This window comes from Sporocytophaga myxococcoides (genome assembly GCF_000775915.1).
GTDB classification, from domain to species: domain Bacteria; phylum Bacteroidota; class Bacteroidia; order Cytophagales; family Cytophagaceae; genus Sporocytophaga; species Sporocytophaga myxococcoides_A.
Genome location: NZ_BBLT01000001.1, coordinates 816,688 through 838,436, shown reverse-complemented (window position 1 = coordinate 838,436; position 21,749 = coordinate 816,688). Strand labels below are relative to the sequence as shown.

Annotated in this window: 16 protein-coding genes and 1 tRNA gene; 8 read left to right on the top strand and 9 right to left on the bottom strand. The window is 36.7% G+C overall.

Annotation, left to right across the window (positions count from 1 at the left end; genetic code table 11):
- Positions 1 to 241 precede the first annotated feature (241 nt).
- From MYP_RS03605 to MYP_RS03585, 5 genes are all read left to right on the top strand, one after another.
- Complete coding sequence (locus tag MYP_RS03605) at positions 242 to 1,111, top strand: transketolase (RefSeq protein WP_045458535.1); 870 nt, start codon at positions 242 to 244, stop codon at positions 1,109 to 1,111.
- A gap of 32 nt (positions 1,112 to 1,143) precedes the next feature.
- Positions 1,144 to 2,121, top strand: a complete 978-nt coding sequence (locus MYP_RS03600; protein WP_045458532.1) for a transketolase family protein — start codon at positions 1,144 to 1,146, stop codon at positions 2,119 to 2,121.
- A 230-nt stretch (positions 2,122 to 2,351) separates the two neighbouring features.
- Positions 2,352 to 8,063, top strand: coding sequence for a PQQ-dependent sugar dehydrogenase (locus MYP_RS03595; protein ID WP_045458528.1), 5,712 nt, complete (start codon positions 2,352 to 2,354; stop codon positions 8,061 to 8,063).
- A 352-nt stretch (positions 8,064 to 8,415) separates the two neighbouring features.
- Positions 8,416 to 8,489, top strand: a tRNA-Asp gene (locus MYP_RS03590).
- Between the two features lie 74 nt (positions 8,490 to 8,563).
- A complete protein-coding gene (locus tag MYP_RS03585; protein ID WP_045458525.1) occupies positions 8,564 to 9,136 on the top strand; it encodes a DUF4468 domain-containing protein in 573 nt (190 codons plus the stop codon).
- Here MYP_RS03585 and MYP_RS03580 read toward each other — a convergent pair whose 3' ends face one another.
- From MYP_RS03580 to MYP_RS03570, 3 genes are all read right to left on the bottom strand, one after another.
- Positions 9,137 to 9,820, bottom strand: coding sequence for a metallophosphoesterase family protein (locus MYP_RS03580; protein ID WP_045458522.1), 684 nt, complete (start codon positions 9,818 to 9,820; stop codon positions 9,137 to 9,139). It abuts the gene before it with no gap.
- Positions 9,821 to 9,887: 67 nt separating this feature from the next.
- Positions 9,888 to 11,093, bottom strand: coding sequence for an MFS transporter (locus MYP_RS03575; protein WP_081990382.1), 1,206 nt, complete (start codon positions 11,091 to 11,093; stop codon positions 9,888 to 9,890).
- Positions 11,094 to 11,153: 60 nt separating this feature from the next.
- On the bottom strand, positions 11,154 to 11,786 hold the full coding sequence (locus tag MYP_RS03570; RefSeq protein ID WP_045458518.1) for a hypothetical protein: 633 nt from the start codon (positions 11,784 to 11,786) through the stop codon (positions 11,154 to 11,156).
- A gap of 122 nt (positions 11,787 to 11,908) precedes the next feature.
- Here MYP_RS03570 and rlmH point away from each other — a divergent pair, with 122 nt between their 5' ends.
- On the top strand, positions 11,909 to 12,382 hold the full coding sequence (rlmH, locus tag MYP_RS03565) for a 23S rRNA (pseudouridine(1915)-N(3))-methyltransferase RlmH (RefSeq protein ID WP_045458515.1): 474 nt from the start codon (positions 11,909 to 11,911) through the stop codon (positions 12,380 to 12,382).
- A gap of 10 nt (positions 12,383 to 12,392) precedes the next feature.
- Here the strand turns inward: rlmH and MYP_RS03560 are convergent, their stop codons facing one another.
- Both MYP_RS03560 and MYP_RS03555 read right to left on the bottom strand, forming a co-directional pair.
- A complete protein-coding gene (locus MYP_RS03560; protein ID WP_052429916.1) occupies positions 12,393 to 13,916 on the bottom strand; it encodes an NFACT RNA binding domain-containing protein in 1,524 nt (507 codons plus the stop codon).
- 86 nt (positions 13,917 to 14,002) lie between these two features.
- The gene (locus MYP_RS03555; protein ID WP_045458508.1) at positions 14,003 to 14,440 is read right to left on the bottom strand and encodes a DoxX family protein; all 438 of its coding nucleotides are present in this window, start codon (positions 14,438 to 14,440) and stop codon (positions 14,003 to 14,005) included.
- Positions 14,441 to 14,531: 91 nt separating this feature from the next.
- Between MYP_RS03555 and MYP_RS03550 the strand changes: the two genes are divergently transcribed.
- A complete protein-coding gene (locus tag MYP_RS03550; protein WP_045458506.1) occupies positions 14,532 to 15,809 on the top strand; it encodes an MFS transporter in 1,278 nt (425 codons plus the stop codon).
- 117 nt (positions 15,810 to 15,926) lie between these two features.
- On the opposite strand, the gene MYP_RS03545 is transcribed toward MYP_RS03550, so the two are convergent.
- Entirely contained in the window at positions 15,927 to 16,829 is a 903-nt protein-coding gene (locus MYP_RS03545; protein WP_045458503.1) for a histone deacetylase family protein, read from the bottom strand.
- 142 nt (positions 16,830 to 16,971) lie between these two features.
- On the opposite strand from MYP_RS03545, the gene MYP_RS03540 reads away from it, so the two are divergent.
- On the top strand, positions 16,972 to 17,202 hold the full coding sequence (locus MYP_RS03540) for a hypothetical protein (RefSeq protein WP_045458500.1): 231 nt from the start codon (positions 16,972 to 16,974) through the stop codon (positions 17,200 to 17,202).
- 52 nt (positions 17,203 to 17,254) lie between these two features.
- On the opposite strand, the gene mltG is transcribed toward MYP_RS03540, so the two are convergent.
- The 3 genes from mltG to MYP_RS03525 form a co-directional block, all read right to left on the bottom strand.
- Positions 17,255 to 18,316: an endolytic transglycosylase MltG gene (mltG, locus tag MYP_RS03535; RefSeq protein ID WP_045458497.1), complete on the bottom strand. Its 1,062-nt coding sequence runs from the start codon at positions 18,314 to 18,316 to the stop codon at positions 17,255 to 17,257.
- Between the two features lie 17 nt (positions 18,317 to 18,333).
- Positions 18,334 to 21,003, bottom strand: a complete 2,670-nt coding sequence (locus tag MYP_RS03530) for an MGH1-like glycoside hydrolase domain-containing protein (RefSeq protein WP_045458495.1) — start codon at positions 21,001 to 21,003, stop codon at positions 18,334 to 18,336.
- A gap of 122 nt (positions 21,004 to 21,125) precedes the next feature.
- Positions 21,126 to 21,620 (bottom strand): hypothetical protein, encoded by a 495-nt coding sequence (locus MYP_RS03525; protein ID WP_052429915.1) that lies wholly within the window; start codon positions 21,618 to 21,620, stop codon positions 21,126 to 21,128.
- Between the last annotated feature and the right edge of the window lie 129 nt (positions 21,621 to 21,749).

The following is a 21,749-nucleotide window of genomic DNA, read 5'->3' as shown; positions in this document are numbered from 1 at the left end:
CAGCCTCTTTTTATTTCTGCCTCTCCAACACATTTAAATTACTAAAATTCAAACCATTAATAAGCTCCCCCCAACTCATTTCCTGTTTATTTTTTGTTTTATCTGATTCCTGCTACCACTCCCATATAAAAATTAAAATTTGCTAAAAAATAATTGTTAAATTAGCAGTTTGATAAAAGATTTTCACTTGAGAATTCTCTTATTCAGAAAATAAATCGGATAAAACCAGGAACAATCATTTATGCTAATTGAAAATGTCGAAAAGACCACCACTGTGGAGGAGCTGAAGAAAATTGCTTCACAGGTGAGAAGAGATATTGTAAGAATGGTACATTGCTGCAGCTCAGGCCACCCTGGCGGGTCACTTGGTTGCGCAGACTATCTTGTTGCGCTTTATTTCAGAGAAATGAAGCATAATACCCAATTTAATATGGATGGGATAAATGAAGACCTATTCTTCTTATCAAACGGCCATATTTCACCGCTTTGGTACAGTGTCCTTTCAAGAGCAGGTTATTTCCCTGCTTCAGAGCTGGGAACTTTCAGAAAACTTAATTCCAGATTACAAGGACATCCTGCAACAGAAGAGCATCTTCCAGGAATCAGGATCGCTTCCGGTTCACTTGGACAAGGTTTGTCAGTAGCTGTAGGTGCTGCACAAGCAAAGAAATTAAATAAAGATAACAGACTGGTTTATGTACTAATGGGAGATGGAGAACAACAAGAAGGCCAGATTTGGGAAGCCTTAATGTATGCTGCTCATCACAAAGTAGATAACATAATTGCTGCAGTAGACTACAATGGACAACAAATTGATGGACCTTGTGATAAAGTGATGTCACTGGGAGATCTCAAAGCTAAATATGAATCATTTGGCTGGAGAGTTCTTGAATGTGCAGAAGGCAATAAAATGGAAGCCATTATAGAAACACTTCAAAAAGCAAAATCACTTACAGGACAAGGTCAGCCAATTGCAATTTTATTGAAGACCGAAATGGGCTATGGTGTTGATTATATGATGGGATCACATAAATGGCATGGTGCGGCTCCAAATGATGAACAACTGGCAAAGGCACTTGCACAACTTGAGGAAACTCTTGGCGATTATTAATCCATCTTAAAATTTTTATTGCTCTTAAGAAAATGAAGAAATTTACATTCGAAGAAAAAATAGATACAAGATCAGGATTTGGAGTAGGACTGGTTGAAGCAGGAAGATTAAACTCCAATGTTGTTGCTCTTTGTGCCGACCTTATAGGTTCATTAAAAATGGGAGATTTTATTAAAGAATTTCCTGATCGTTTTTTTCAGGTTGGAATTGCAGAAGCCAACATGATAGGTTTGGCTGCGGGATTAACCATCGGAGGCAAAATCCCATATACAGGTACTTTTGCAAACTTCTCTACAGGAAGAGTGTTTGACCAGATAAGACAATCAGTATCGTATTCTGAAAAAAACGTTAAAATCTGTGCATCTCACGCCGGACTTACACTGGGTGAAGACGGCGCAACGCACCAGATTCTTGAAGATATCGGAATGATGAAAATGCTACCTCATATGGTAGTAATCAATCCCTGCGATTTTAATCAGACTAAAGCTGCTACCATTGCCATAGCTAATCATTATGGGCCGGTATACCTAAGATTCGGAAGACCTGCTGTGCCAAATTTCACTCCAAAAGATCAGAAGTTTGAAATTGGAAAAGCACTTCTTTTAAATGAAGGGGCGGATGTTTCCATCTTTGCTACAGGTCATATGGTTTGGGAAGCAATAAAAGCTGGAGAGATTCTTGAGCAGAAAGGAATTGATGCTGAAATTATTAATATCCATACCATAAAGCCATTAGATACTGCTGCTATTCTTAAGTCTGTTCAAAAAACCAAATGCGCTGTCTCTGCAGAAGAGCATCAGGTTAGTGGTGGCTTGGGAGAAAGTATTGCTCAGGTACTTGCCAGAAATTATCCTTTACCCCTTGAGATTGTTGCGGTAAATGATAGCTTTGGAGAAAGCGGAACACCGGATCAGTTAATGGAAAAATATGGATTAACTGCAAATGACATTGTTAAAGCAGCAATGAAGGTGGTAGAGAGAAAGGCTGCAATGAAATCCTTAAGCGTATAACTTCAAAAGTTTTGAAAGTTTTGAAAAGAGGTTGTCCATTATAGGCAGCCTCTTTTTTTTTAACTTGAAAATGATTATTTTTTTTTCAAAGTTATAGTGTGGAGCAATTTGGCTTCCCCCTACACTACATTTCGATAAATTGATTTCATTAAGACTGCTAAAATTCTTAAATTGGACTTTATTTATAATTGATTGACTTTAAATCAACTAATTCTCTTTCTAAAAACACAATGACACATCAATTAAAGTTTTTATTAAAAACGGGACTGGTATTGCTGATCACCTTGTTTTCACAATTATCTTTCGCCAGAGATTATGAAGCTCCAAAAGCTCAGACCGCTCCGGTTATAGATGGAGTTGGGAACGATGCATGCTGGGCTTTAGCAAACTGGTATTATATTGATCAGACTTGGCTGGGCTCAACACCAACAGCAGCAGACTTTTCAGGTAGATTTAAAGCTGCTTGGGATGCCGATAAACTTTATATTTTAGGTGAAATTACAGATAATGTACTAAGCGACAAAACAGCTGCACCGCTTGTAAATTATTGGGAGGATGATTGTTTTGAAGTTCTCCTGGACGAAGATAAATCCGGTGGAGATCATGAAAAAAACTACAATGCCTTTGCTTATCATATTTCAACCTTGTTAGATGCTGTGGATATTGGCACTGATGGCAACGCTCGCCTTTTCAACGATCATGTCAATGTTAAATGGACTAAAAACGGAGACGTATATACTTGGGAAGTAGCTATTACAGTTTATACTGATGCTTTTGTTTATGGAGCTTCCAGCAATCCCAAAGCGAATCTCACAGTAAATAAAAAGATGGGACTTGCTCTCGCCTATTGCGATAATGACGGAGCTTCAACCCGAGATAATTTCATGGGATCTGAAATCGTTACAGGACCTGATAAAAACGTTGCCTATAAAACTGCGGATATATTCGGAACATTGACACTGGTTGAATCTTCTGCTCCAACTGCCACTTTTGTTCACTCTGTTGTTGCTTCAAATCTTGCAAATCCAACAGTAATGGTATGTGCTCCCGATGGCAGAATCTTTGTTTGCGAGCAGGAAGGGAAACTCAGAATAATCAAAAATGGAAATTTACTTTCTACCCCTGCGGTTACTGTTCAGACAGCAGTTTATCTGCCTCAGTTTGGAAGCTATAGCGAAAGAGGCTTGATAGGCCTTGCTCTTGATCCTGACTTTCTAACAAACAATTATATATACTTATACTATACTGTTAATTCCAGCGGGATCCATAACAGGGTGAGTCGTTTTACACTGAATGGAGATGTAGTTGTTGCAGGTAGTGAATTGATATTATTGGAGCTGGAAACACTAACTGATCAGTCTGTCAGCCATAATGGCGGAGCAATGGCATTCGGAAAAGATGGTAAACTTTATATCGCAACTGGAGATAATCAACAAAAGGTTACCCCTCACGTGTCACAGGACCTTGATAGTTATTTTGGTAAGATTCTGAGAATAAATCCAGATGGAAGCGCTCCTGCCGACAATCCTTTTCCGACAGGCTCTGAAAAGAGAAAAAGAGTTTGGGCATATGGACTTAGAAATCCTTTCACTTTTGATATTCAACCAGGAACAGGTAAAATATATGTAAATGATGTGGGAGAAAATGCATGGGAGGAAATAAATGATGTAACTGTAGGAGGAAAAAATTTCGGCTGGCCTACTACGGAGGGGAAAACTACTAATCCCAATTTTACAAGTCCTGTATATGCTTATGGCCATACTACTACGGATAGCACTGGATGCGCCATTACAGGAGGAACATTCTTTAACCCTCAATCCACCAACTATCCATCCAAATATATTGGCAAGTATTTCTTTATGGATTACTGTAACAACTGGATAAACTTCATTGACCCAGAAAACAACTTCAAGAGGCAAACATTTTCTGCCAATGTAGCTGGAGCTCCGGTTGCAATAGACGCAGGAGCTGACGGAAATTTATATTATCTCAGCAGATCCAATAAAGCTGTATACAAGATTATATATTCAGGTAATTCTGCTCCTGAAATCGTAAACCAACCTCAAAGCGCTAATATTTTCGAAACTCAACCTGTCACATTTTCTGTAACAATTACAGGCACATCACCATTCACATATCAATGGATGAAAAACGGAGTAAACATTCCTAATGCCAACTCTTCAACATATACAATTTCAGCAACTACAACAGGAGATGCAGGTGAATATTCAGTTAAAGTAAGTAACTCAGCAGGTTCAGTAACAAGTAACGTTGCTATACTTACTGTTGGTCCGAAAAACTCGAAGCCTGTAGCAACTATTTTAACACCTATAAACGAGACTCTTTACAAGGGAGGAGACGTAATTACTTTTAGCGGCTCTGGTACTGACCCAGAGGATGGCGCCTTGCCTGCTTCTGCGTTTACTTGGTTATTCGATTTTCACCATAATACACACGTTCACGATGGGCTTCCTTTAAATGGAATTAAAAGTGGAACATTTACCATTCCTGTTTCAGGGGAAACAGAAGACAATGTATGGTTCAGGATTAAACTCATCGTTAAAGATAATCTAGGGCTTACCGACACTGCATATGTTGAAATTTTCCCTAAAAAATCTACACTTACACTGGCTACTGAACCAGCTGGCCTGCAGTTAAAAATAGACGGACAACCAAAAACAACTCCATATTCCACCCTTTCAGTGCAAGGAGTAGAACGTTCAATCAGCCCTGTTTCTCCTCAATCTGTTAATGGTATCCCTTATGTATTTGATCATTGGGTTCATGGAGGAAGCGCTGATCAGATCATCTATACACCTTTAACCAATACAACATACACTGCAGTATTTAAGAGAATTTATCAGGATACTTCTTCTTATTCTCCTATACATGATGCATATGTTCAAAATGCAAGGTATGATACTTCATTTAAAAGTAAAACTTACGGTACTCTTGATCCTCAATTCCTGATCTCAAAAGTGCTATTACCCGAAGGAAATAACAGAAATACCTTTATTACTTTTGATATCTCTGATTATAAAGATAGTATTTTAACTGCCAAGCTTAAACTATATGGCTATATCGAAGAAACAGATACAGATAAAAAATCTTCAATAGCTGTTGGTGTTTATACCTCCCCGACAAATTGGACAGAAAATACTATCACATGGAACAACCAGCCTTCTATATCCTCTGTTGCCCTTGATACTACTGTAGTAAAAGGATATACCTATAATACTTACTATTGGGATGTAACTAACTATATTAAGAGTGAAAGAGCAGCTGGAAGAAGTAGAATCACATTGGTTATTAAAAATATAGAGCAAAGCTTTCCAAGGATCTATTTCAACTCCAAAGAAAACACTAATGGCAACGGTCCTAAGCTAGAAATTTTAGCTCCTTGCCCTGGACCTGCGCTTTCTGCAACCCAGACCAATGCTACTTGTTACGGAGGGAATAATGGAACTATCGCCATCTCCGCAACTGGCGGAATAACACCTTATCAATATTCATGGACTAACGCATCCAGCACTTCTTCTACAGCAACAGGATTAACTGCAGGAGAATACAGAGTAACTGTTACAGACAGCAAAGGATGTTATTCAACCAAAACAATTACTATAACTCAGCCTGCGTCTATTGGTATTTCATTTGTAAAAACAGCCCCCAGCTGTTTTGGTGGAAACAATGGAAGTGCTGTTGCAACTGCTTCAAACGGAAATGCTCCTTACACTTATGCTTGGTCGTCCCCCGGAGGAACAACTGCCACTGCAAATAATCTTGCTGCGGGAGTATATACCGTGACAGTCACTGACGCTAAAAACTGTAAAGCTACATCTTCTGTAACCATTACAGAACCTCAGAAACTGGAAGCTTCTTCAACTAAGTCAGATGTGAGTTGCTTTGGTGGAAATAATGGAAGTGCTACTGTGATACCTACTGGCGGAACAGCTGGTTATACATTCAGCTGGTCACCTTCCGGAGGAACAACTGCTACTGCATCAAACCTCAGCACAGGAACCTATATATGTAAAATCACAGATGCGAAATCTTGTTTTATTGAAAAATCGGTTACAATAAATGGACCATCTGCAGCACTTGCTGCCACAACTACACAGAAAAACGTAACCTGTTTGGATGGTAGCTCAGGTGAGGCCACAGTAGTTCCTACTGGAGGAACTTCCCCTTATTCATACTCTTGGTCTCCTTCAGGAGGAACAGCAGCAAAGGCAGCAGGTCTTTCTGCCGGAGTTTATACATGTACCATCACGGATGCAAATGGCTGCAAAATAGAAAAATCTGTAACAATCACCTCGCCATCTACACTTCAGGCATCATCTGTACAAACGGATGTAAGTTGCTTCGGAAAGTCTGACGGATCTGCGACAGTATCAGCGACTGGTGGTGGCGGTACCTATACTTATAGCTGGTCACCCGTAACCGGATCAGAAGCTTCCTTATCCGGAATTCCTGCCGGAAATTATACATGCACGATAACAGATGACCTTGGATGTTCTGTAACAAAATCTGTTACCATCAACCAACCTGATGCCATAAGTGCAATAGCTGTAACTACCAATGTAAGTTGCTTCGGCGCTGCAGATGGAAGTGCCACTTTGATTGCTTCCGGAGGAACTCCTGCTTACACTTACTCCTGGGCTCCATCAGGAGGTACAGGCTCAGCAGCCAGTGATCTTGCTCCGAGAACTTATACAGTTACGATTAAAGACAGTAAAAATTGTAGTGCAACCAAATCTGTAGTTATTACACAACCACTTGCCTTAGAAGCAACGACTGATGTCACTAATGCAAAATGTTTTGCAGATAATTCTGGTTCAATTGCTGTAAAGGTAACCGGAGGTACAAGTCCATATAACTATAACTGGAATCCACCAGTTGTTACCGGGCCAAATGCCACTAGCCTCTTCTCCGGAACCTATACTGTTATCGTTACTGATGCCAATGGATGTAAAAAGGAAGTGAAAGAAACAATAGAGCAGCCGCAGGCAATGACTATTAATTCTATAATTACCAGCCCTAGTTGTGAAGGTAAAGCTGATGGAACAATTACTATATCATCAGTATTGGGCGGAACTACACCATTTAATTATACATGGAATAACGGTTCAACAGGCAATTCCATATCAGACCTTGAATCAGGAAGTTATAGCGTACTTGTGCAAGATGGAAGAGGATGTACCGGAGTTAAAGACTTTACAATAACAGAACAACAGTTAATATCTGTTTCAGCAATTATAAGTAACCCGGTATGTTCATATGATAAAAACGGATCTATAGAACTTAAAGTAAGCGGAGGAGCAGTCCCTTATCAATTCGAGTGGAATAACGGTCTTAGTACTGAAGACATCAGCGATCTGGCCCCTGGTAATTATACTGTTGTAATAACAGATAATCAAAACTGCAAGGCCACTAAATCAATTGAGCTTTCAAGTACTTCTTCAAAAATGACTGTTACTTCTGTAATTGAAAATGAGGGTTGCCCTGGAGCAGCAAATGGAAGCATCAGCCTTGCGGTCAGTGGTGGTGTCCCTGAATATCAATATGCCTGGGAAAACCAATCATCAGCTTCTTCAAAATTAAGTAATATTCAGGCTGGGTCATTTACTTATACTGTAACTGACATGCTAGGTTGTAAAACATCCAGCACTTTAGTTGTTGGAAATGGGGTCTGTACAGGTATTCCAGGTTCAATAGAAAATGTAACGGAAATCTTGGTTTACCCAAACCCTACTTCAGAAAAGTTAACAATTGAAACTGATCTGAACATAAGGTCAATAATTATTCGTGATAATCTTGGTCGTATTGTCCATAGCCTTCAATCTGCTAACCAGATTGAATTGACCAACATGAGTAATGGTATTTACTACATGGAAATTGAAACAGACAAAGGAAAGTCGATAAGGAAAATTTCCAAAGAGTAAAACTAATTTGATATTCCACAAAAAAAGCTATCCTGACAGATAGCTTTTTTTGTTTACCTGAAATGTTATTAAAAATGAAAAGGCATGGCAATGTTTCGATTTTTTCGCCTAAAAACAGTTTCATCAGACCATAATTTCAGATTTAGCAAAATGTAAAATAAAAATTGTCTTTTTTTCAGAACTGATAGTGAACATATTATAAAATAAATAAAAAAAATATAGACTTTTTTTTGAAAGGGACTTGCATTGTATGAATAAAAGGTATAGCTTTGCACCACCTTAAACGAAAGAGGTAGCCGAAACAAAAAGAAAGTTTAGGTTTTAAAATTAGAAAAGACTTATTGAAAATATTGGACTGGTAGTTCAGCTGGTTAGAATGCCGCCCTGTCACGGCGGAGGTCGCGGGTTCGAGTCCCGTCCAGTCCGCAAAAAGCCTTCAGATTGAAAAATTTGAAGGCTTTTTTGTTTTAGATACCTGGTAATTTTAATAAATTTAAAATATGAGAATATTCATATTTATCGCCATCGTACTTCTTTCCTTTAATAAAACTTTTGCTCAGATCAATCTACCGAAAGATCAAAACGGAAAAATTACCTATACTGACATAGTCATTGATAGCGGAGCCAGTGCGCAACAATTATATCTCCAGGCTAAAAACTGGATATACAAACATCATAAGTCCACATCCAAATCAATAGAACTTGACTCTGCTGCCGGTAAGGTAACTGCAAAGGGATATTACCTTGTTTATAACAAGGGTGTAGTTTCCAAGCAGGTTCATGGCGCTATCAGATATAATTTACTAATTGAAGTAAAAGACAATAAATACCGTTACAACTTTAGCGATTTTGTTTTTGAATATTATCAGCAAAACCGGAATTATCAATATGTACCAACGGGGAAAGAAAAACCATTAGAAGAAGAAAAATTTGCAGGATTTCAGAAATCCTGGGACAATCATAAAATTGACAATGACAAATTGATAAAAAATCAAATCAGCAGCTTAAAATCTGCAATGAAAAATATTGATGTGGTGAAGCCCACTCCTACTAAACCTGCTGTTGATTGGTAATTATTGCAATTCGAGGTTTTCAGAAAAAAATATCTCCTTTGTTTCGAGGAGAAGACAGCATAAATAACCGTATTTACGAGCACTTAGTGCATAGACACAACCTCCGTCTATGTTAATCTCAAAATTTTCATGGGAAGAATCTAACTTAGATAAAATCCTTTCCTGATCCATAGGAGTGTGTCCATGTACCACTATTCGATTACCAGTCCTCAATGGATCAACTTCTGAATACCTTGTCCATACAAGCACATCTTTTCCTGAAAAAATATTCGCGGATTTAAAATCCAGACCTGCATGAACCAATATGTAATTATCCAGTACTATATACAACTCTAGTTCTTTAAAAAAAGAGACATACTTTTCATCAATCTCATGTATCGTTGACACTCCAAAACTCTTCAGTGAAGTATCTCCTCCATTTAAAAGCCACATTCTTTCATAAGTGCTGTCTGAAAAACTCTGAAGCAACATATCTTCATGATTCCCCAGAAGACATCTTAAATTATACCCTTTTTCTTTCAATTCCAGAATATAATCAATTACACCTTTGCTATCAGGACCTCGATCAATATAATCTCCCAGGAAATATAAACAGTCTTGTTTGGTTAGATTTATGATTGATTCTACCATATGCCTGAGTGTTATAGCACACCCATGTATATCTGATAAAACAAATGACCTCATAATATTTCGTTCAAGCTGTAGATAAGCTACTATCCTTATTTTCTTTAAAGTAAGTAATATTCTCTATTTATTCCACTTGTTTAACCTTCATTGAAATCAATACGCAAAGGACAGTGGCTAAACTTGCGATAAGACCAAGCTTCCAAAATCCAGAAACTTTATCATCAAGAGTAGTTGAAATAATTAGTCCACCCAACAATGAAGACAATGCTGACGATAGCTGCTGTACAGAAGAATTGAAACTCATGAAACCACCGCGTTGTTTTTTCTCAACACTTGAAGTAACCATGGCCATAGCAGGTACAAACCGTCCTCCGAATGCAATAAAGAAAGAAGTAGTAACCAGGAAAGCTGCATATTTCGGTACTTGAGGGAGATTTGTAACAAGTAAGATAGGGATAATTGAAATCAATGCCATTATAATAAACACTTTTCTTTTCCCATGCAGGTCTGCAAGTTTCCCTATCGCAGGGCTGGAATAAAAAGTGGCAAGGCCTCCAAACAGATAGATGTAGGCAATCTGATCTTTTTCAAAGCCTACATTTTTCACCATATAATCACTTATAAATGGAATAACGGTAAGTCCAGCGATCATTAAAACAAACGTAAACAACAAAGCCCACAACAAGTTGGAATTACTAAAAATGTGCTTTATCAGAGCGAAAGGGTTTTGCTTGATACCCACTGAAATATGGCTCCTGAGCGATGGAAAGGTTTTCCAGGCGACAACCCATACTGCCAAAGATATTGCAGTAATTAAAAAAAAGGGCATATGCCAGTTAATCTTTACCGCCAGAAAATACCCCAAAGGAATTCCGGCAATAGAAGCAGCGGAAAATGCTGCCATAACAAATCCTGTAGCTTTTCCTCTTCTTTCCTCCGGAATGGCATCCCCTATGACGGCCAAAACCAAAGCTCCCAATATGCCACCAAATGCACCAGCCAAAAATCTGGCGGCCAAAAATAAACTATAGCTTTGCGCTAAAGCGCATCCAAGGGTACTAATTATAAAACCAAGGTATAGCGCTAACAATGCCGTCTTTCGGTCAAACCTGTCAATAAAGAATGACCCCACAAAACCAAATATACCGGCACTTGCAGCATAAGCGGCGACTAAAAGAGAGAATTGTTTATTATTGATATGCAATACAGACTGCAATACAGGATTCATTGGCATCATGATTACAAAGTCCATGATGTGGGTGAAATTGATAGCCGCTAATACAAATAACAACAGCTTCTCACCTTTTCGATTTTCTGATTGATTTTCCAAGGGAAATAATTTCAGGAAAAATAATCAATAAAAATTAAGACAGAAAAATCCTCTCTCTATCTATTTATTACATTTTTTTCTGACTTTAATCTTTCCTGATCCCTGGCAACTGATACAAGCAATGTGCACTATCCCCTTTCCCTTGCACTGACCGCAATTTCCGAATCCCGACCCTTCACATTTACTGCACTTATGGAAAGAGTCTCCATAACTTTTACTTTCACGATTCACTCCGCTACCTTTACAAACAGTACATAAAATCTTCCCCTTTCCCCTGCAATTAGGACAAGGAGCCTCTTCATCTCCACTACCAAAGCACATGTCACATAATTCAACAGCTTCATAATATCCAGATTCATGACAATGAGCATCTTTAATGTATTGCTGTGCCTCAGTATAAAACTCGCCTTTTTTACCTGTTAAGCTCAGGTATTTTTCCATTGCTGTAATACTTCCTTTATAATTGCCAACTCCAAACTGAGTTATTCCATAAAGGTATACTGTCTCATCCGGCAATACGCTTTTGGTATCAAAAACTTTTTTAATAGTCCTTTCAGCCTCAATAAAATTATTTCTGGAAATTAAAATCTTAGCTTCTTGCAGATAAACAGTTATTAATGAATCCGTCTTATTTTGGGCAAATAGATTTAAAGAAAGTAAATTAATAAAAATTATAAAAAACCATTTTTTCATTCAAACCACACCTATTTTTTTTGTCAATTCTAACTAAATTGAAACCTTTACAGAATCAAAACCGGAAAAAGGATATTTTTATTATTATTTAAAAATTGTTTTCCCTTAATTAATACAAAATAATGAAAATAAAGTTGCTTGTCGTAGGAAAAACAGAAGAAGATTTCATGAATGAAGGAATTGACAAGTATATCTCCAGATTAAAACATTACATATCTTTTGAATTTATCACTATACCTGATGTAAAGGGAGGCTCTAAATTAACCACTCTTAAACTAAAGGAAGAGGAAGGAAAACTTATATTGGCAAAAGTTACGGCTGGGGACCAACTCATATTACTCGATGAGAAAGGAAAAGATTTCAGCTCAAGAGAGTTCTCGGGATTTATTCAGAAAAAAATGAACTCGGGCGCTCAGGCTTTAATCTTCGTAATTGGCGGGGCTTTTGGATTTTCGGATGAAGTGTATGAAAAGGCTAAAGACCAGATATCTTTATCCAAAATGACTTTCTCACATCAAATGGTGAGATTGTTTTTTACTGAACAATTATACCGGGCTTTTACAATTTTAAAGGGAGAGAAATATCATCATGATTAAAGGGCGATATTTAATCTATCCCGGAAGGAACAACCATAATCACGGTTTCCTTTTCAACTTTTACCATACCTGGAGCAGCACCTTTGATTTTCCTCACAAATTTTTTCTGGGTATACATTACAGGACAAAGAGAATCTGTTTTTCTCTTTGAATAAAAAGCAGCAAGGGAAGCTGCACGTTCGATAACTGGGATAGGATAATTCTGTCCCGGTCTCTGCTGAATAATCACATGAGATCCGGCTACATCCTTTGCATGAAGCCAAAGATCATCCTTTTTACCAGTTTTGAATGTCAATTCTTCATTAGCCTTAGCTGATTTTCCAACCAGAATTTTATACCCCAGATAATCATAGGTTTTATAAGGTCCCTCCTGACGCTCTCGTTCTGTCTCTTTTGTTTTAAAATATTTACTCTGATAAGTTTTTAACTCTCTGGAATCCTCAATTTCCCTAACCGTTTCCCTATCTGCATCCAGTTGTTGAATAAGTTCTAATCTTTGCAGAATCAGATTTTCAAGTACTTCTACTTCCTTAAATCTGGATTTAGATTTTTTATATAAAACTTCGGCATTTTTCTGTGGGGACAGTTTTGAATTAAGTTTAATTTCTCTCTCTTCATTTCTGTAAAAATCAAATAATATAGCACTTTCAACCCCTTGTTGTATGGCATGCAAATTTGCCATGATTATATCTGCTGTCTGATCCATTGGGATCCGTTCCTGAATTTCCTTGAGTCTTTTCTGTAAATCAGACACTACTGCTTTGGAATGTTTTAACCTTCGTTCAATATCCCTATAGAGCTCCTCCTTGGTTGTATGAATATGAAGGTCCTTTATGTATTGCCGATAAAAGGAATTTATTGCCTTTATGGGATTATCATATTTTTCAAGGAATCTATTTTCTGGCAAAACACTAATTGCCGGCTTGCCTTTTTTATCGGTAATAATATAAAAATCAGGGTTTTCAAAATATGAAAGCAAAGAAGTAAGGTTACTCCATTTGTCTTCAAGCAACATTGCTTCATACCCCTTTTGCTCTAACCACGCTACCGCTTCTTTTCCTAAAGTTGGAAGGAAATTATTAAGATTTCCATTTACTTCATTAAATTTTGTAAGGGAAAGGTCCAGCGATCTGTTCAGGTTTTGAAGAGATAAATCTAAATCCAGTTTCAGATTATTTTTAAAGATTTTTACAACCTTATCAAGATCAAACAAAATGACATTGGCTCGGTTGCCAAACAGTTTAAAAACAAGAGATTTACCCGATTCCAAAGAAAATACAATACATCTTTCGTTCAATGCAGTATCAACTTTGACCACTTTCAAACCTAATATATCCTGAAAAAGTGTGACTGAATTCTGTCTGGCCCTTTTGAAGTCATCCGGGAAAAATAAACATGAAAAAGTATTATGAAAATGAGCCTGAATAAAAAACTCTTTTTCCTCTTTCTGAAAGACAACAATAAGCTCTTCTTTTTGTTGACTGAAACAATCTGCTACTTCAAACCCTTGTAAAAACTGAAGAGCCGATGACAATTGGGAAATAAAAAAGTAGTTATTATGCACTTTAATGATTTGGATAAGTAGTAAAAATAAAAAGATTCCGGATTAACCGGAACCTTTTATTGATTATCATATTTTCTCAGCAAATAGTCTGCAGAATAAACACCTGATCCATAAAACAGAAAGAAAACGAGTAATAGCAGTACAAGTATTGAGATCAACAATTCCGAGTGTATTGTAATCACATAATTTCTTGCATTAAATATTATCGCTCCTATCAATATAGGCAACTGAAATAGTACAGCAACTCTGGTAATTGTACCCATGGCGATCAGTACTCCGCCCGTAAGGTGCATTAATGCAATATAATGAGCAATTACTACAGCTCCGAATTCCATATTACTTGTAGAGATAATATTCTGCAAAGCAGTGGTGTCAGAAATAAATAAAATTCCTTTTACCATCAGATATATCCCTAAAAGCACTCTTAATCCCGCTACTATCAATGAATCTCGATGTATTTCTTTCCAGGAGTAAGCTTTTTGTATTAAATCCATATGGTCCTCCTTTTATATTATGAACAATACAGCTTAAATCTAAGTTTTTCGGAATGAAATTTTACACTATTTTTTTACCCGTTACGTATATATGGAAATGATTTACTTCAGGTTATTCTATTCTAATAAGAAGCTTCTCTTCGTTGCTATACTTCTCACATTTTTTGCAGGCTTCGGAAAGACTTTTCTTTTTTCTTTATACATACCTGACATGATCCAGGAGTTCCAGCTGAGTACTACTGGCTTTGCTCTTATATATTCCGTAGCAACCATTACCAGCGGGATTTTGGTTTTCTATCTTGGTAAACTTATAGATCAGACAAAAATATTTACCTATACACTATGGGTAGCGATCGGGCTAGTCATTTCCTGTTGTTTACTTTCCTTTTCATATAATCTCGTGTTCCTTTTTATTGCAGTATTAGGTATGCGACTTTCAGGACAAGGACTTATGAACCATACCTCCTTAACGATCATAAGTCAGAGATTTAAAAGATGCAGAGGAAAAGCCTTAAGCCTGGCCATTATAGGTACACCATTAGGAGAAGCCATTCTCCCCTTGGTTGTAGCCTGGGGGGTTCATCACTATGGATGGAGACCAGCGATATTTTATAGTTCAATGGTTCTGGCACTGGTTCTTATTCCGGCTATTTTTCTTCTAAAACAAAAAAATAAGGTATTTGAAAAATTCCCCGGCACTAAACCTAAAGTAAAACCTCAACTTTCCAACAAGAAATGGACAATTAAAAAACTATTCAAAGATCAGAGATTCTATATTGTTGCATTTCCGGTGTTTCTATTAGCATTTCTGGTCACAACATTGATGTTTTTCCTTGTTCCGATAGCGAAAAGTAAAAACTGTTCACCAGAACTTATTGCCTTTGCTTTTCCATTCTTTGCTTCGGGTAATTTTATCTCTACTTTTTTTACAGGTAATATTCTGGATAAAATAAGTAGCACCAAAATTTTCCCATACTTTTTATGGCCATTTGCAATGTGCATTATTACTTTATTATATATCAATCATCCTTATGCAATATTTGCAGCAATGTTCTTTGCCGGAGTTTCTGTAGGATCAGGAATAACACTTGAATCATGTATAATTGCAGAAATATATGGATTAAAATCTCTTGCTAATCTTAAATCCGTATTTACTTCAGTCAATATATTAAGTACAGCAATTGGTCCTTTAATTACAGGGATTTTATTAGATATAGGCATTACATTCCACTTAATTTTCTCAGTATTAATATTATTGATTGGTCTGGCTTCTCTTCTCAGCTTCAAACTTCAGGATGAAAAGATTCAATTGTCTTTCAGCAAATTTGCTCCGATCAAAACGGTGAAGAAACTATTAATTCACAAATAAAATTCCCATCAAAACTTTGTTTTGAAAAGTTCATCTGTTTTTTCCTCCTCATGGAAATTGGTGAAATATTTACTGATCTTTCAGTCATCAAGAGTTCCATAAAGCTTTCATATATTGTTAAAAAAATATATTTTGTGCCAGTCTGAAAGTATTGCAGTGTGCTTCAATAATATCTTTAAGGTTTTCTGAATATCCTCCCCCCATGCTTATGGTCAGAGGAATATTATTTCGTTTGCAAAGATCAAGCACCATAAAATCTCTTTGCTTACAACCTTCTCTGGAGAGCCCTAATTTCCCCAGCTTATCAGAGGATAGCACGTCTACACCAGATTGATAAAATATGAAATCAGGTTGGACTTTTTCCAATAAGGAATTTAGTGTGATATCCAATATCTTCAGATATTCTTTATCTCCTGTCTTATCTGGTAAAGGAATATCAAGGTCCGATTTTTCTTTTTTCGCAGGAAAATTATTGGCGCCATGCATACTAAAGGTAAATACCTCATTTTTATTTCTGAAAATCTCAGCAGTCCCATCCCCCTGGTGGACATCAAGATCTATTATAAGTACCTTTGTGGCAAGTTTTCGAGCTATTAAAATATTAGCACTAATGGCATTATCATTCAAAAGGCAAAATCCTTCCCCTTTATCGGTATAAGCATGATGTGTCCCACCTGCGACATTCATTCCAATACCATATTTTTTCGCAAACATTGATGCTTCAAAAGTCCCTCCCATAATGACTACTTCTCTATCAATAAGTTCCTTACTTAACGGGAACCCGGTTTTTCTTATTTCTGCCGGAGACAATTCAAGATATTTCAGTTTATGCCAATACTCAAGAGTGTGAGTCAAAAGGATATTTTCCTCACTTAAAAAAGCGGGCTGGAATAAATTTCCCGGTCTAATTGTTCCTTCATAAAGTAATTGTTCAGGAATTAAATCATATTTAATCATAGGGAACCTATGTCCTTCAGGAAGGGGATGATTAAACTCTTTTGACCAGGCTATTTTCAGCAAAATTGGAGATTGTATTGGTTATAATTACAAGTTGCAAAATAAAATTAATCAGCAAATTTTCCATTCTAGGACAACAAATTACATTGAATCATGTTATTGGTATACATTTTTAAAATGATTAAAAAACTTTAATTATACTTTTATGAAAAAATCAAGATATTTAAGACAGGTACAGGGACACATCAATAAGGCTGTTAGAAAAATCAGGATGTCCCAACGTGAGAAAAGAAATCTGATTTCCAAAGAAGAGATACTTATTGAAAAACTTACTGATAGATTAGGTAAAACACCTGAAGAAGTAAAAGATATGATCAGTGATGGTTTGATGGAAATATTGACAATGGTTCCTATATCCGAACCTGTAAGCAAATAAATTACAAAAATAAACCTAAAAGTGCTGAGGTAATTGGTTCCCTCAGCACTTTCTATTTTATCCTCAAGCTGTCAAGTTTTTTTTGATATAGGATGGCGTTTTTCTTATGTTCTTCGAATGTCTCTGCAAACACATGACATCCGGACATATCATCTTTAGCACAAAAATAAATGAATCGATGAGGCACAAAGTTAAGCACAGAATCTATAACATATAATGGTATTGTGCTGATTGGCCCTGGGGGCAAACCTTTGTTTCTATAAGTATTATATTTAGATTTTACCTGCTTGTGCTTGTTAAAGACTCTCCGTATGTTAAATCTATTATGAGCAAATACAACAGTAGGATCCGATTCCAGCCTCATATTATTATTCAATCTGTTAATATAGAGACCAGCAATCATCGGCATTTCTTCTTTTAGTTTTGATTCAGAGTAAACAATAGAAGATAAGATCACAACTTCTTCAGGCAATAATCCTGCAGCCTCCGCTTTCTCTGCCCTCCAGTTATTCCAGAATTGCTCATACCTGCTGTAAGCAAAATCTATTAATTGATAGCTGTTACATGTTTTGTAGACCTTTAATTCACCAGGTAAAAATACACTGTAAAATGCTTCATTATCCAATCCAGAAAGCTCTTTTAAATATAATGAATCCTTAAGGGCTGCTTTTAATGAATCTGCTTCAACTCCTATTTCCTTCGCCAAAAGATTAATTAATTTCTTGCGACTTCTTATTACTGGAATATCTATTGTCATCGCTTCTTTTGCAGGTTTTCCTTTCAGATAAAAAAGAATCTGAAGGTTATTCCAGCCTTTTTTGAATTCATAAAGTCCTTCATCAGCATTTACATCAAACAGAGTTGCTGCCAGCTTGAAAGTTAAGGATGATTTTAATACATTTTCCTCATTAAGTAAATCTGCCAGGTAATGTGAAGATGCCCTGCCTGGAAGATAGTAATAGAATTTTTCAGAACGGGATTTGAAATTCGGGAAAAGGAAAACATAATATAAAGCCAGAATTGCTAAAGCCAGAGTTCCCCAGGCATACCATCTTATTGGCATTCCCGGAGTCTCTGCCTTGTAGGTTCTTTTTATCTTTTTCTTCTTTGCCATTAATCAATAAACAGCAATCAGGTATTTTTTGCAGATGCAGTTTTCGAGCTGCCTTTTGCAGTTTTTTTCTCTTTAAATCTGGTATTTAACAATGCCGCAACCAAGCCTGTCCAACCAGTCTGGTGAGATGCACCGATCCCTCTTCCATTATCGCCATGGAAGTACTCATAGAACAGGATATAATCTTTAAAATGTGGATCTTTGCTGAATTTTTCATCTGCACCATAAACTGGACGATCTCCGTCTTCGTCCCTTTGAAATATTTTTACAAGACGGCGGCTTATCTCTTCAGCAACTTCCTTTAAGTTCATCATTACTCCTGAACCAGTAGGGCATTCAACCTGCACTTCATCTCCATAGTAATTGTAAAATTTCATCAGCGATTCAATAATAAGATAGTTTACAGGAAACCATATTGGACCTCTCCAGTTAGAATTTCCTCCAAACATTCCACTTTCCGATTCGCCAGGGTTATAGGTAACGCTATAAACATGGTCTTTAGTCGGAAATTCATATGGATTATCTTTATGGAATTTTGAAAGCGCTCTGATCCCATAGTCACTAAGGAATTCATTAGGATCAAGCATTCTCTTAAGAATTGCTTTCAACTTATTTTGTCTAATAAGAGAAAATCTTCTTCTGATACCTTCATGCTCTATCTCTCTTCTTGAAACCAGTTTAGCCAGTTCAGGTCTGTAATTTAGAAACCATTCTAGTCTTCTGCTGAAATGAGGAAACTTTTCAATTATTTCAGGCTCCAGAGTTTCAACCGCAAATATCGGAATCAAGCCAACCATAGACCTAATCTTCATAGGTATGAATTGTCCGTTATGGAGGTTCAGCACATCATAGAAAAACTCGTCACCTTCATCCCAAAGACTATACTTAGAACCATTCAGATTTACGATGGCACCCGTAATGTAAAGGAAATGCTCAAGAAACTTTGAGGCAGTATCTTCATAAGAAGAGTTATTCTTACTCAGCTCAAGAGAAATTCTAAGCATATTTAGAGAATACATAGCCATCCAGCTGGTAGCATCCGCCTGCTCAATCTTACCTCCTGTCGGCAATGGGCTGCTTCTGTCAAAGACTCCGATATTATCCAAGCCTAAGAAGCCTCCTTCAAATATGTTATGTCCTTCACTGTCCTTGCGGTTTACCCACCAGGTGAAGTTGAGCATAAGCTTATGAAATACTCTTTCAAGATAATTTATGTCTCCTTTCCCGAAGAAATCCCTTTCTATCTCATAGACTCTCCAACAAGCCCAGGCATGCACAGGAGGGTTAACGTCATTAAAGCTCCATTCATAAGCAGGTATTTGACCATTAGGATGCATATACCATTCTCTTAACAAAAGAATCAATTGACGTTTGGCAAAGTCAGGATCCACCATTGCAATAGTAATGCAATGAAATGCGAGATCCCAGGCTGCATACCATGGATACTCCCATTTATCAGGCATGGAAATTATTTCCATGTTATTCAAATGGGTCCAGTCTTTATTTCTGCCATGTAGCCTTTCGGGCGGTGGAGTTGATCCAGGATCACCTTTCAACCACAAGGATACATCGAAATAATAAAACTGTTTGGAAATAAGGGTTCCAGCGAAAGCCTGTCGCTGGATACTTTTTAAGTCAGGATCAGTAATGCCTTCTGCAAGTTCATCATAAAAGACATCAGCTTCTTTAATTCTTGATCTGAATATGAATTCAAAATCTTCAAACGCATCCTGAATAGGTTGATCACTGAGTCTTAGTCGGATTTCTTTAGATTGCCCTGGTTCTATGGTCAGTGCGTATCGCAATGCCGCCTTAGTGCCAGTTAATTCTGGATTTACGGTAGGTTTTCCATTTACGACATGGAAATTAATTCCGTCTTTCCAATATCCTTCAGTCGGAGGATGACCATAAACCAACTCATGATTGGTTTCATTATCACAAAATAGCAAATCAGGTTTACCTTCGTAATAAAGATTATATAATCCCCAGTCTTTATGCTCAACTAGTAGTGATTTATTTTTACCGGCAGAAATTGCAGGTCTGTAAGGATCTTCTAAAAATGACCAGAAATTTCTGAACCAGATAGTTGGTATCAGATGAATTGTAGATGTTTCCGGGCCTCTATTATAAACTGTTATACGAATGCACATATCTTCCATATCTGCCTTGGCATATTCAGTAAATACATCAAAATACCTGTCCTCATCAAACACTCCGGTATCCATCAATTCATATTCGGGATCCAGCTTTCCTCTAACTTTATTTTCAAGTATTAAATTAGAGTATGGAAATTCAGCTTGAGGGTATTTGTATAAAAATTTCATGTATGAATGTGTAGGCGTACTATCAAGGTAATAATAAACCTCTTTTACATCCTCACCATGATTTCCCTGATTTCCTGTAAGACCGAAAAGTTTATCCTTTATGAAAGGGTCTTTTTCGTTCCACATTGCGACTGAAAAACAGACAAGCTGCTTATAGTCGCATATACCTGATATTCCATCCTCTCCCCATCTGTATGCTCTGTGACGTGACTGATCAAATGAAAAATATTCCCATGCTGAACCAAAAGGGCTATAATCTTCTCTTACTGTTCCCCACTGCCTTTCAGATAAATAAGGTCCCCATTTTTTCCACCCGCGATTACTTCTCGTAATATTTACTCTCTCTTTTTCAAAATTTGTCATCCCTCAAAACATTTTTCTTTAAATATAAAAAAAGATTTTAATACTCCTGTTACGATTATGCAAGGAGAGCAGATGATAAATTGCAAGAAAATTATAAATCCGGCTACTATTGGCCTTGATTTTTACTGCAGGTATACTATAGGAATATTGATCAACTTACCGTTTTTGATCTTAATCTTTTTGGAAGGATTATTTTTACAAGTCAATTCCATTTCAAATTCACCGGAAAGTACTTTTTTATTCTCATCGAGTACTTTAATTTTTAATACTCCTGAAAGAGGCTTGTAAAGATTTAAGTTTGCAGGATCAGTATAATGAATAACAACTTGTCTTAATGAGCTTGCACCTAGTTTTATTTCAGCCACTTCGGGCTTTATAAGAAAAAATTTACTGAATCTGTCATTGCTCAATGATAATTGACGGTAACCACCGGTCACTGTTCTCATATAAGCATTAATATTCTTAATTACCATTGGTTTGTCATCAACAGTGCAAACAAATAATGCGGAAGTATCCGCCGCTGTTATTTTTTCACCAGTGATTACTTCTGAATTTCTGAATGAAAAAAGAAAAGGTAAAACTACCAATATGATCAATCTAACAGAAAATTTGTGCATGTGGCAAAAAACGATTTTAATTGAAAAGAATTAAATGTTTGTATAATTACTATTTTTTATTAAAAAAGTCACACAAAAATAGTAAAAAATCGATAAAAAATTTAACAATTACTAAAAAAAACCCTTTAA